We start from the raw sequence: 14341 nt of genomic DNA, 5'->3' as shown, positions 1-14341 counted from the left end.
CCGCCCGAGGCCCGCCCCTTCTCGATGCGTGTCCTCCCCCAACCCATCGAGAAAGGACCACATCCCATGTCCGTCTTTACCGCCCGCCCGGTACACCTGCACCTGGCGTTGACCTACCTGCGGCTGGCCGACCTGGTGTGCCAGACGCTGGCCGACCACGGCGTCGACTGCGCGCCGTTGGTCTGGCTGTCCCGCACCCTCGATGTGCCGGCCGCCGAGCTGCGCACCACCGTGCACTACGCGCTACACCTGGGCATCTGCCCCGACCCAACGGGCCCGGTGCTGTACTGCCTGCCCCGGCAGCCGATCGCGGCCGGCTTCGTGCCGGTGCATCGGGGCGGCCGGATGCTGCTGCGGTTGCCCGGGTGTCGGCTGCGCCCCGCGTTGGGGCTGTCCGGGCAGCGCGTCGGGCCGGTCCCGGCTCACGAGCGTGGCACCACGATCGGCGCCGGCGAGTTGGCGTACACGGTCTGCCGGCTGACGCTGATGGCGGGAAACTGGCTGCCTACCAGCCCCGATCCGGCCAGGTATCTGTTCGAGCTGGTTGCCGAGGCGTGGCGGCACGCTTCGGGCACCCGGCGCCTGGGCGGGTTGGGGATTCACCGGGCCAGCTTCGACACGCCGATCGCGTTCAGCGCCGGTGCGATGACGAACCGGCTGGAGTTGGTCACCAACCGGCACGAGCTGGTCAACGTCTACCCGATCCCGGCCTGCCGGGGTGATCGGTGATGCGGCTGTCGCCTCGCCCGTTGCGCCGGGCCGTGCTGCCGGTGCGCAATCCGCACGGCGTGATCGGGACCGCGACCGTGGTTGCGCCCGGGCTGGCGTTGACCGCACTGCATGTGATCACCCCGGAGCGTCCGGGCTCGCTGTCCCTGGGCTCGAACTACCCGGTCGTCGCGGTCGAGACCCTGCCGGTGGCCGAGTACCACGGGGTGCAGGAGCACGCGCACCGTTCCCAGCGGCGCGCGCAACGCCTGGTCGGCGGCGACATCGACGTCGCGCTGGGCACAGTGGATCTCGTGCTGCTTGCGGTGCCCGGACTGCACGGCCCGGTGCTGTCCCCCCGCGCCACCCCGGTCGAGGTGGGTGAGCACCTGGTCGTGCCGGGTTATCCGGGCGGACACTGGTGTGTCAGCCAGGGGCCGGTGACCGGCGCCGACGAGGCGGACTTCGCGGTTCAGATGCTGCTCGGTCCGGGTGCCAGCGGGGCGCCCGCGCTGGACCGGGACCACCGGCTGGCCGGTGTGGTCACCCTGGACCACGAGGCCGCCACGGTGTGCATCGGCCCGGTACTGGTGTCCACCTTCCTGCAACAGCTGCAGGCGGTGGTCGGATGACCCATCGCCGCTTACACGTACTAATACGATGTTTTGGAACTGCATACCGGAGGAGCTGGGTCAAGCATACTTTACGAACTCTTAGGCTTCGGGTTTTCGGCTGGTCCTTAAATGGCCACCGGCGGGCCGGCCGCGCGATGGTGACGGGCGCCTCATCGGCCATTTCCGGAATCGCTAGGCGGGCTGCCGGTGGCCACATGGAGCGGCCAGCTCAGCCTGGCGCGGTCACCCCGTGGCCACGCTGTGGCCAACTGTCCGGTGGCTCGTGGCCATCAGGGGGCATATCAGTGGCCATATCAATGGCCATCCAAGAAGGCGGCGCCGTGGCCATCCGGCGGCGTCCGGCGCGGTGGCCGGACAGCGCTGGCTGGCCCGGTGGCCGCGGTTGCGCGGAGTGACCGACGGCTGCCGTGACCGCCGGATCCGCGGTCCGTAGGTAAGCCGGGTGACATCTCGGTATGGATTTACGGGGTAACCGTTGATGGCCGTCGCATTGCGCGTCGTGGGCCAGCGCGTCTCTTTACACCCTGTGTGCGGCGAAGACAAGACAACATTATTTTGCGTTTCTTAGACAAGCTCTCTGACGATCTAGGATTATGTTACTGGCAAGTAACTTAGTGAGTGAAGTGGCATGTCGGCGGGCAGGTCTCTTGGTGCTCAATTGTTACTCATGAGTAACTTATATGATGTGATGCTGGTCACAATGATGGCGCGGGGCTGATCAGCTTGCTAGTCTCGACGTCAGCTAACTGATCGACTGGCTGCCTTGGGCGGCTTAGGATGCGCTTCCGCGTGATGTGACCGTGGTCAGCGTCCGACCGGTTGGCAAGCCCCACGTATCGATCGACCAGGCTGTCTACTGCGCCTGTGGATGTTCCTCCGCGTGACCATGACCGTGGCTGGTTCCGATCACCTCAGCAGTTCACTCGGCACTCCCCACGCCCTTCCACGTCTTGGAGCGACACCCGTGAAGATGACCGCGACCTCAGCCGGCAGGCGGTGCATGCGCACCGTCGTGTCGCTGTTGGCGCGCGGGCTGGGGTCGCTCTCGTTCGGGAAGATTTTGCTCGGCGGCGCGTTGGTGTGGATGGCCGCGGCATTCATTTCGATGGGCGCCGGCGCAATTGATTCGAATTCGGTGCGGCACGATGCAAATGCCGCGCCGGTCGAATTGGTGGATTACGCCACGCCGGATTCCGACACCGAGGCCGACGATTCCGATCTGACCAACTCGATCGGATTCGGCAGCGGGAATGTAAAGCCGTCGAAGGTCGGCAACAGCGGCCAGGCGGCCAACGGCCTCGACCCCCGGATGGCCACCATGGCCACGGTTCAGGTGCGGTCGCTGGCGGACATCCGGGCGCGCAACCAATCGGCGGCCACCGCACCGGTCACGGAGCAGGCCGAGTGGCCACTGCTCGATGGCCAGGCGAATGGCCACGGTGGGCAGCCGGCCGGGCAGGGTGTGGCCACAGCGGTGGCCAACGCCGGCGCGAAGGCGGAGCGGTTCGCCGGTTCGCTGACCGACTCGATGGCCAAGACGGTCGAGTCGATCGTGGACCCGGTGATGGACCTCGTGTCCGGTCTGGGTTCGCGCTCCGGTGACTCGCACGGCTCGTCGAACGCCCCGGCTCCGAAGGACCTGGCCCGTGAGGACGTGCAGCGCCGGATCGAGGAGGAGACCTCGTCGGCGCTGGACCGTGCCCGCAAGGCGACCCCGGCCTCCACCGGCTCGACCGCGGCGCCCGCCGGTTCGAAGGGCGGCTCGACGAACGGCACCGAGCTGGCCGACTCGGTCGGCAAGTCGGTGAACGAGTTCGTGTCGGACATGCTCGCGCGGATCGGCAAGTCCGTGTCCGGCTCGACCGGCGAGGTGACCCAGGCGCTCGGCACCGCGCGGGACGCGGTCGCCAAGGCCGGCAGCCAGATCAGGGACGCTGTCGCGGACGCACGCACCGGCCAGCCCCGCACCGAGCACGCCGCCGGCGCCCGGATCGAGCGCGCCGTGGACCGTGCCGACTCGCGGATCAAGCAGGCCGTGGCCCGGGACGGTGCGGCCGACCCGAGCGACGCACGGATCCAGCGGGCCGTTGCCCAGATGCGGCCGACCGTCGAGCGGGCGCTGTCGCGGGCCGACCAGGCCGTCACGCGAGCCAGCCAGGCGGCGGCGCCGACCGGTCAGCTGACCGACGTCGAGCAGCTGCGCCGCCTGGCCGACCAGACCGCCGACAGCGACACCGCGCAGCCGGCTTCCTACGCACGCCAGGCAAATATGAGCCCGGGCAACACCAGCCAGAGCAACCGGTCGAGCGCCAAGGCGCCGTCGGCCGAGCAGGTCGACCAGCTGATGGGCGGCGTGGTCGACCTCGTGTCCGGCATCGTCACCACCGTCGCCGGCAAGCAGGCCGGCGCCCAGACTCACCAGGCCCTCGCTGCCCTCGCCGACCAGGTCAGCCAGGCCCTCGCGGCCAGCAACAAGCTGCCTACCAACGCGAACGGCGGCGGCTCGGACGACCGGTTCACCGCGATGCCCGAGCGGGCGCGCACCAACGGCGACACCCAGCCCGGCCTCACCGGCGACGTGGACCCGACCCGGCCGGAGTTCACCGGCCAGCTCGGCCGCAACGTCGGCGACCGGGGCCGGTCCAGCGAGCTCACCGCGCAGGCCGCGCGCGGCCCACCGGCCGCCGGCAACAACCTCCGCGAGACCCTCCAGAGCAGCGTTGACAACTTCATCGGCCAGCTGACCAAGCTGCTCGGCGTCTCCGCCCCCCAGGCGTCGCAGACCCCGCAGAACCAGGCGCAGGCCGCGGTGAACCCCGAAGACGTTCCCGAAATCCTCGAGCAGGCCTTCGACCAGACACTCGACCAGGTCGGCGACGCGCTCGCCCAGCACTCCCCCAGCCGGAACCCGGAGCACGACTCCGAAGACTCCGCTGACTCGGAGGACATGGGCTACTGGGAGAAGCTCTACTACGACACCTTCATGGCCGAGGCCAAGGCCGCCGGCCAGCAGCAGTCCGCTCAGCAGCAGGGCCAGGAGCAGTCTGCCGGCGGTGACCTGGCCGGCCAGATCACTGACCTGACCCAGGGTTTCGTTTCCGACCTGCTCAAGACTCTCGGCCTCGGCGGTGGCTCGAGCTCCGGTTCCGGCGCCGCGCAGCAAACCCAGCCGCAGCAGCAGAGCCAGCAGTCGCAGGGCCAGCAGTCCGCTGGCGGTGACCTGGCCGATGCGATCACCGACCTGACCCAGGGTTTCGTTTCCGACCTGCTCAAGACCCTCGGCCTCGGCGGCGGCTCGAACTCCGGTTCCGGCACCGCCCAGCAAACCCAGCCGCAGCAGCAGGCGAGTGTTGCCGGGGGCAAGGACCTGGCCGAGGACATCGGCGAGCTGACCGACGACTTCGCGTCCGACCTGGTGAAGCAGATCGGTGGTTCGGCCGCCGGTTCGAACCAGGGCGGTGACCGTGGGCAGCACGACGGCGACCGGCGGCACGAGGGCGACGACGAGAGCGGCCTGCTGGGGTGGCTCGGTGGGTTCCTGAAGGATCTGTTCGGAGACCTCGGGCTGGGTGGCCACGGCGGTGGCTCGCGTGGCGGGGCCGCGCAGGGTGGCGGCAATGCCGAGAGCGGCAATGGCCAGGGTGGCAGGGCGCAGGGCGACCAGGGCGGGCTGGCTGGCAAGATCACCGAGCTGACCAACGGCTTCGTCGGTGACCTGCTGGAGAAGCTCGGCATGGGCGGTGGCTCCGGCACGGGCTCGGCCGGGCAGGCCTCGCAAGGCAACTCCGGGCAGGGCAACTCCGGCTCCGGCGGCAGCGGACTGGCGGAGCGGATCAGCGAGCTGACGAACGGATTCGTCGGCGACCTGCTGGAGCGGCTCGGGCTGGCTGATGGGGGCAGCCCGAGCGGCTCCGGTGGGTCGGGTTCCGGCGCGGGGCAGCAGGCCGGCGGGCAGCAGAGCGGCGGCCAGCAGTCCGGTGGGCAGCAGAATGATCTGGCGAGCCGGATCACCGCGCTGACTAACCAGTTCGTCTCGGAGCTGCTGCAGATGCTGGGCCTCGGCGGCGGCAACACCGGCACGGGCGGCACGGGCACCGGGACTGGCCAGGGCACCGGGACCGGGCAGGGCACCGGCGGGAACGCGGGCAACACCGGCAACGGCGGGCAGCAGGACTCGCGGGCGCAGGGCGCTACCGCGACGCGCAAGCCGGCGGCCGTGACCTCCTCCGGTGCCCCGGAGCTGCTCCCCGCCAACGACGGCAACTACCAGGAAGACCCGTGGAGCACCTGGTTCGGTGGTGACTCCGCGCAGACCACCAACGACGTTCTCCAGGGCCGGTTGAAGGTCGAGCAGAGCGAGCGGAAGCTGGCCGCAGACAAGAAGAAGGTCGCCGCCGGCACGCTCACCAAGGCCGCCTACACCAAGCGGGTCAAGGCACACGACGAGCTGGTCGACGAGGTCGACGCGCAGGCCGCATACCTCTCCCCCGAGCGCAACAAGCTGATCAACGAGTCCGTCCAGGGCGAGTACCAGGTCGTGGACGCCCGCGCCAAGCTGGACAAGGACAAGAAGGCCCTCGCCGCCGGCACCATGTCCCAGGCGACCTACGACAAGCACGCCGCCGCGTACAAGACGTTGCAGCAGAAGGTGTACCCGAAGTCCGGCGAGCTGCGCGAGGCGATCGGGTTCCAGCCGGTGCAGGCCAGCAACAACGATGACGGGGCCGGCGCGAGATGTCAGGCGGACGGCGCGTTCACCTCCTGCTCGACGGTCGCGGTGGACCCGGACACCGGCGAGCTCACCGAGCACCACTGCGTGGCGATGACCGGAGTGTCCGGCTGTGGCGTGAAGGCCGGCTCCGGCGATGTCCGCTCCAGCGCGAAGTGCACCGCGACCGGCTGCAACACCAACGCGGTCTACGACGAGCAGAAGGCCTCCGACAAGTGCAAGGCCGGGCGCTGCACCATCACCGCACTGGCCAACAGCGAGGGCACCGAGACCACCTGCCAGGCCGTCAACGGCTGCCAGGTCGACAACGACGCCCGGACGCTGCCGGGCAGCGTGCAGGCCGGGGCGGCGCGCAAGACCACCGCCGACGGTGACTGCACCAAGAACTGCGCGATCCACGCGGTCGCCCGCACCGACGGTTACGCGGACATCGCCTGCCGCGCCGGCACCGGCCGCTGCTTCGACATCGAGGCCACCGGCAACCAGAACCCGATCGCCGGCAAGGGCGCCAAGGCTCCGGTGAACGGCGGTGGGACGGACGCGGTCGGCCACTGCGACGCCCGCAACGACCGGGGCTGCGTGGTCACCGCCAGCACCAACCTGGGCAGCGACGACACAGCCGCGCGCGACCAGGGCAGTGACAACTACGGAGACGACCTGGCCCGTTGGCTGGGCGGCAACACCGGCGAGCCCGAGACCGCCGCTGCCGCCCAGCCGGCTGCCACCGTCACCGTGGACTGCGAGGGCGGCACCGACTGCGCCGGCGGCGGCACCACCAAGACCACCGCGAAGATCTCCGCCGCCGGTTCCGGCAAGAAGGCGAAGACCGCGACCCGCACCACCGGCTCGACCAACGACTGCAAGATGGTCGACGGCGAGTGCCAGGCAAACTCCACCTCCCGCGCCCGCGCCGAGCAGCACATCACCGAGCCGGCCACCACCCAGCTCGCCTCCTACACCCAGCCCACCAGCGCGAACGGCCAGCCCACCGCCGGTAAGGCCGCTGCGGGCAAGGCCGCCGCCGGTAAGACCGCAGACGGCGAGGCCAACGGCAGCACCGGCAAAGCCGCGAAGCCGGCCGAGCCGACGGTGACCTACACGCTGACCGCAGACAGCACCGGCGACACCTGGATCGGCTGCGACACCGCGACCTGCAAGGGCAACGGTAAGACGGTCACCACCGGCGCCGCCTCGGGCGACATCAAGGGCACCCGCTCCTCCACCGGCACCTCCGTCTGCGACGTGCACGGCGTCGGCGGAGCCTGCGACACCGACGTGAACACCGAGGTCACCAACCGCGACGCCAAGACCGGCCCGGTGAGCGTCTCGCACGCCAACGCCGTGATCGAGTGCGAAGACTCCACCAAGTGCGGCGGCAAGACCAACGCCAAGACCGAGGCGCTCGACACCGCCGTCTCGAAGCACGCGCGCGGCTCGTCTTCCGGGTTCGAGTGCACCGTCACCGGCGGCGGCTGCTCCGGGCAGTCGGTCTCGGACGGTTCCTCTGCCCCGGACTTTGTGATGATCGACCCGAAGACCGGCAAGGTGATCAAGCAGGCCGAGGGTCCGTCGTCCACCTCGACCTCCTCCGGCGTGCTGGACTGCCAGAGCAGCACCTGCTCCGGCTCGATCAAGACCACCGCCGCCGCCTGGGACGGCGCGATCAACGGCGGCAAGCCGCGCACCTCCACCGGCGACGCGGCCTGCCAAGCTGGCGGCGGGTCCTGCCTGGTGCAGTCGGCGTCCACCGCGACCACCGGCCCCGGCGCCGCCTACGCAATCTCCGGTGACGACGCGCAGCTGAACGCCAAGCGCCTCGGCACCGGCCCGAGCGCAGCGTCCGTCTCCGGTTCGCTGCTGCGCTGCGACGGACCGTGCAACGGCCGGGCCACCAGCTCCGCGACCGGCACCAACCCGTCGGTCTCGGCCACCCCGCGCGGCTCCAGCAGCTACGGCGTGTGCGACCGCACCTCCGGCGGCGCCTGCCAGGCGGTCACCAACTCCGCCGCCTCCTCCAGCTCGGACGCCAACAGCATCAAGCCGCTGATCCAGGCCCCTTCCACCAACGCCACGATCCGCACCCAGACCACGGGCAACACCAACGGCAACGGGCAAGGCCAGACCGCCCGTTCCGGCAACAGCGGTGGTGCCCCGGCGCAGGGCGGCGGTGGCCAGCAGGGGCAGCCGGCCACCGCCCCCACAAACGCGCCGGGTTCCTCGGCCAACTCCGGCGGACCGACCGTGCCGGGCGCCTCCAGCTGGTCGATCGCCTCCGCCCTGCTCGACTGCCAGGGCCAGGCCAGCTGCTCCGGCACCGCCCGCAGCAACGCCGAGGGCTCCGACGGCCCGCGCAACGTGCACGCCGGACGAGAGACCCGCGGCCCCCCGGCGGGCAACGGCGAAACCACCGCACGTTGCACCACCGCCCAGAGCGCCTGCGTCGCACAGACCAACTCCTCGGCCGCCACCGGCCAGGTCGTCGCCGACGTGGTCACCGAAAACCTGAAGACCTCCGCCGAGAGCGCCGCCGCACAGGCCGAGCAGCTCCGGCAGGCCGCCACCCAGGCCCAGCAGGCCGCCGCCGCGCCCGGCGCCGCCGCCGCGCAGCGCAAGCAAGCCACCCAGGCCGCCAAGCAAGCCACCGAGGCCGAGAAGGCCGCGAAGGACGCCGCCAAGGCCGCGACCAAGCCGGTCAAGGGCGCCCCGGCCACCCTCGAGCAGTCCTCCGCCACAGCGCAGTGCCAGGGGCTCGGCTGCCAGGCCGCCACCACCGGCAACACCGGCGGCGCCGCCGGCAAGGCACACACCCAGGCCGACTGCACCGCCAGCACGAACGGCTGCACCGTCGCCAGCGAGGTGCTCGCGCAGACCGGCCGCGACTCCGGCCAGGCCGCCAGCACCAAGAAGAACGCGAAGAACCTGCCCGGCTACACCGGTTCCGGTCAGGCCACCTCCACCCTGGCCTGCCCGGACGCCGGCTGCACCGGCAAACTCACCGGCAACGCCAACACCAGCGGCGGCCTGGGGCCGAAGACCCAAGCCACCCGGTCGAACGCGAAGGGCAACACCGCCTGCGACGGCACCGGCCCCTGCCAGGCCCAGATCACCGCCAACTCCTCCACCTCCGGCACCGCGCCGAGCGTGAACAAGCAGCAGCGGTTCGTAACCACCTCCGTCCAGGTCGGCGCCACCTGCGACAACGGCACCAAGACCGGCTGCAAGACCCACGCCGAGTCCAAGACCACCGCCACCGGCGCCAAGCGGGTCAAGGGCAACGGCACGTCGAACTGCACCACCGCCGGGATCTGCCAGACCAGCACCGGTGGCTACACCGCCGCCGACACCGCCGAGATCAACGCCGGCTGCGCGGGCACCGGCTGCCACACCCACACCACGGGCAACGCCCGCGCCACCGACGGACCCACCCACGCCACCCACGCAGCGCACTCGCGCACCGACTGCACCGCCGGCGCCATGGGCCAGTGCGCCGGCTCCAGCCGGGTCGCCGCCAGCGCCGCCGGCACCCAGGTTTCCGCCACGTGTGACACCACCAAGGGCGGCAAATGCGACTCCGACTACTCCGCCTCCAGCCACGCCCGCGACGGCGCGGCCAAGGGCGACGGCACCTGCGGCGACCACGGCAACGGCTGGTGCGGCACCAGCGCCACCGCCCAGGTCCAGGGTGGCGCGGTCTCCGCCTCCTCCAGCTGTCAGGGCAGCAAGGGCTCGAACTGCCACCACTCCGTCAGCGCGGACGCGGGCGCCTCAAGCACCGGCGCATCGGCCAACGTGCACGGCGGCACCTCCGGCACCTTCGGTTCCGACTGGGTCACCGTGTCCGCCCAGGCCGACGGCAACGGCAAGAACGCGAACGCGTCCATCAGCTGCCAGGGCAGCAGGGGCATCAGCTGCTCCGGCAGCTGGTCGGTGAACGCGCACGACTTCGCCGGTGACCCGAACAAGAAGAAGAGCTGGGCCGAGGCCAACGCGCACGACTCCGGCGGCCTCAACGGCCCGGGCACCTCCGGCGGCTGGGTGTCCGCGAACGCCAGCGTCACCCGCAACGCGGACGGATCGGTGGACGCGGTGGCCACGGCCGACTGCTCCAACCCGGCGCACTGCACCCGCCGCTCCGACGCCTACGCCGAGACCAGCCACAAGGGCGCCAACCACGGGCCGACCGAGCACAAGGACGGCGGCTACTTCACCTCCAACGGCGCCGGCCGCTGCCACAGCAACGGCGCCGGCTGCGGGGTGCACGCGTGGGCCGACGACCAGAGCGGCGGCGCCGAGTGCGTCAAGGGCCTTGACTGCTCGGGCTTCAAGCAGACCGCCGGCGGCAAGGCCGTGTTCCACAAGACCGCGGACTCGCTGGCCGAGCAGCGCGCCGCCCGGGAACGCGCCGCGCGGCAACAGCAACAGAGCGGCGGCAAGAAGGGCCAGAACGTCAGCGGCAAGGACGGCAAGCGCGTCTCGGCCGACGAGCTGGGCGACGGCCAGACCGGGGTGGACGCCCGGATCACCGACATGGCGGCACCGCCGGAGCTGAAGAAGAACGGCAAGGACGACGTCCTGATCCAGTTCACCTCGCCCGGCGCCAAGGGCAAGGACGACACGGTCACCGGCGTGGTCTGCCGGGACTGCGCGGACGGCAAGAAGGTCACCGGCCCCGACGGCCAGACCATGACCTACCACGACAAGGGCGGCAAGCGCTCGGTCACCGTGACCAACCCGGGCATCCCGGGCAGCAAGAGCGACGACCGCGCCACCGGCGGCACCCGCGCGGCCATCGCCAAGGACCGCGCCGGCAACCACACCGCCGAGGTGCGCGGCGGCGGCAGCGTGCACGACGGCTACAGCGGCTCCACCATCGACGTGCCGGACAGCTCCAGCGGTTCCTTCAAGCTGGCCAGCCACCACAGCTCGTTCGAGGCGAGCTGCCCGAACGGCTGCTCCGGCGCCGTCGGCCACGACAAGAAGATGGACAAGGTCGAGCTCGACAACGCCAAGAACGTGCACATCGTCGCCCGGGACGCGGCCGGGCACGCGGCCCAGGCCACCTGGGACGGCAAGGGCAAGTTCACCACCGCCGAGGGCCACGTCATCACCGCGAACGGCGACGGCAAGCCCACCAAGAAGCACCCGCTGGCCAACTCCAGCTCGGTGGTCACCCCGGGCATCGACGGCCCCGGCGAGTTCCACGTCTACGGACAGACCGGGTCGATCAGGCTGGCCGACGGCCGGGGCGTGGAGCTCACCAAGCTGGCCGCCGGCCCGGGCTCGACCACCGTCGTGAAGCCCGGCGCCGGCGACTACCTGAGCGCTACCACCGGCGTCGGCGGCCACCTGGCCTGCGTGGGCCCTTGCGCCCGGTACTCCCCCGACAGCAAGCTGCCCGGCAGGCCGGGCGGCGACGACGCCTGGCTGAAGTACCGCGCCTGCAGCGCGCGCTGCTCGATCTACGAGCAGTTCGCCGACCCGGACAACAGCAAGGCGCCGAACGGCTACGTGCGCGTGAAGATGCTCGGCGACGGCGAGTTCACCTCGCTCACCGCGAACGGCGGGACGCAGAACTGCGACGGCAAGGGCTGCACCTTCACCCAGACCATGCCGAACGCCAAGGGCGAGGGCGGCGGCGCGATCTGCCAGGTGGGTTCCGCCGGCGGCCACTGCCACGGCAGCAACATGAAGGGCCAGTACCAGAACTGCGAGAAGGCCGGCTGCGGCACGGTGCTGCTGTACCCGACCAAGGACGGCCACAACGAAGGCCGGGCCTGCCTGACCGGCAGTAACTGCACGGGCAAGGGTCCGCAGCTGAACGACTACGTCAACTGCGACCAGGCCTGCCCGCTGGTGCTGGCGGGCAAGGACTACTGGCGCACCCCGACGAACAGCGCCGTCGACAAGGAGCTGGCCACGGCGCTGAAGGACGTCGGGGCGAAGCTGGGGCCGCACGGCGAGCTGCCCAGGCTCAAGCCGGAGCAGCTCAACCAGCTGAGCGCGAAGGACCGCAAGGCATACGACAACGAAACCAAGCTGTCCGACACGGATGCCGCGCTGTTCACGCTGGCCGGCGTCACCGCCGAGGGCAACCTGCGCAAGGAGGTCAATGACCTGAGCGGCAAGGTGCCGGGTCTGAACAAGGCGCTGGACAAGCTCGAGGCGGCCAGCAAGAACGGCATCGACCCGAGCGAGCTGACCTACGACAAGGACGGCAACGTCACCGGCGGCAGCCTGGCCGACGAGGCGAACACGATCAACAAGGCGTTGGCGCAGAGCTCGGACCTGCAGCGCGACTGGGGCATCGTGGACGGCCTCAACCAGCTCTACGACAACCCCCAGTTCAAGCCCAGCAACTACACCCCGGACGGCACGCCGAAGGTCGACTACGACTACATGCGACTGGCCAAGGGCACCACCGGCGTGGACCAGGACCAGCTGGCCAAGGACATGGGCCTCAAGCGCAAGGAGCTCGACGAGCCACGCCTGGGTCCGGACGGCAAGGTGCAGCTGCCGGGCACCACGTTCGAGGACGCCGGCGGCAAGCTTTCCAAGAAGGACCAGGTCAAGGCCGACGCCGCGCAGACCGCCGAGCTGGCGCTGCGCCCGCTGCAGGCGGATAACGACGAGAAGCTGATTCGGCTGGGTGACCGGCAGCAGACGCTGAACAGCCAGTCCGAGAAGCTGAACAAGGAGATCAACTCCTTCAACCGCACCGGCAAGGGCGGCCAGTCCGAGGGCGACCGGCTGAACGCCCGCGCGAAAGAGCTGGACCGCCAGCAGAAGGCCCTGGACAAGGACAAGAAGGACGCCAAGACCGAAAAGTCGAACCTGACCAAGGCCGGCGAGACCGTCGAGGGCATGAAGAACAGCCTGCCCGGGGTGAAGCCGAACACCGACGCCACCCGCAACGCGGACATGCAGGTCACCAGCGAGTCCAAGGACAGCGTGCTGAACAAGCGGCTGCGCATGTGGAACGACCTGGAAAACCGGGCCACCGACTTCTCCAAGGACCTCAAGGCCACCAAGCGCACGACCGAGAAGGCGCTGGCCAAGAACCAGATCGACCCGCTCGCCGGGTTGGCCGGGATCGGCTACAACGCCGACGCGCGCGACCTGTCACTGCGCCGCAAGGCCAGCCCGCTGGGCGCCAACAAGCTGCCCAGCCAGGGCCCCGACTTCCTCTGGGCGAAGAACGCGGTCAAGCACTACGACGAGCTGCGCAAGTACGACGGCAAGCTGGCCGACTACTTCCACAAGCACTTCAAGGGCGACCCCTACGAGGGCAAGGACGCCAAGGACCGACTGGCCCAGTTCGCCGCCCTGGGCAACCCGAAGCAGCTGGAACACCGGTTCTACCGGCCCACCAAGATGACCGACGGGCAGCTCAAGGCCGCCGACAAGCAGCTCGAGGACGTCGACCTACGCAAGAAGATCAAGGGCTGGTCGAAGGACGGCGCGGTCTACCGCGTGCCCACGCTGATCCGCAAGGACGGCAAGTGGCAGTGGATGGACATGTACATGGTCAAGAAGGGTGGCGACACCCGGTTCTATGACCCGAAGGGCGCGCACTACGGCTCACTGAAGGACTTCCGGGAGCACAACGAGATCCTCGGTGAGCACGACCGGATCATCTCGCCGGAGGATCTGGGGTCCACCAGCGGCAGGCTGAAGCTGGTCGACCAGTCCGGCAAGTATGTCTCCGGCTGGACCAAGTTCAAGAACGGCGCCATGGGCGTGGCCACCTTCGTGGGTGTCGCGGCGATGTTCGTCGGCGGCACGATCGCCGCGGCCACCGGCGTGGGTACCCCGTTGGCGGCCGCGCTGTGGAGCGGGGGGATCGCGCTGGCCACGGTCGGTGGCGCGTACTTCGCCGGTGAGGCCGCGAAGAGTTCCATCTCGCACTGGAAGCACGGCCAGCCGCAGCAGGCGTCCGACTGGTTGGTGATGGGTGCCTCGGTGCTGCCGGCGGTGGGCGCCGGGTTGCGGCCGCTGGCCACCGGCGCGGCGTCCCTGCTCGGCGTGGGCACCCGGACCGCCACCGTGGTGGGCAGCCTCGCCGCGAGCACCGCCAACGCGGGCGCGCTGGGCATCTTCGGCTACGAGAACTACCACGCCACCGGGAACCTGATCCACAACTGGAACAACCTGAGCCTGGGCGACAAGATCAGCGGCGGCGTCATGGTCGGCATGGGCTGGGTCGGCCTGGGCATGGGTACCGCGATGACCGTCGGCCAGGTCGGCGCCGAGTTCGGTTGGATCACCCGGT

The 14341-nt window shown here is 70.3% G+C and carries 3 protein-coding genes (1 of these 3 cut by a window edge); all 3 read left to right on the top strand.

The annotated features are described in order from the left end of the window. Positions 1–66: 66 nt before the first annotated feature. Positions 67–729 carry a hypothetical protein gene (locus tag ABEB12_RS35870; protein WP_185063165.1) on the top strand — a complete coding sequence of 221 codons (663 nt, stop codon included), beginning with the start codon at positions 67–69 and terminating at the stop codon, positions 727–729. Next, the gene (locus ABEB12_RS35865) at positions 729–1340 is read left to right on the top strand and encodes a trypsin-like peptidase domain-containing protein (RefSeq protein ID WP_185063166.1); all 612 of its coding nucleotides are present in this window, start codon (positions 729–731) and stop codon (positions 1338–1340) included. Before ABEB12_RS35870 ends, ABEB12_RS35865 begins: the two co-directional genes overlap by 1 nt. A gap of 1003 nt (positions 1341–2343) precedes the next feature. After that, on the top strand, positions 2344–14341 hold part of the coding region annotated (locus ABEB12_RS35860; protein ID WP_345703437.1) for a rhomboid family intramembrane serine protease (this coding region is incomplete at its 3' end). The annotated region continues 58761 nt past the right edge of the window; 11998 of 70759 annotated nt are visible.

This window comes from Actinospineispora eucalypti (assembly GCF_039543365.1).
GTDB classification, from domain to species: domain Bacteria; phylum Actinomycetota; class Actinomycetes; order Mycobacteriales; family Pseudonocardiaceae; genus Pseudonocardia; species Pseudonocardia eucalypti.
Note: the sequence above shows the minus strand (reverse complement) of the source record. Positions and strands in the feature narration are given on the sequence as shown.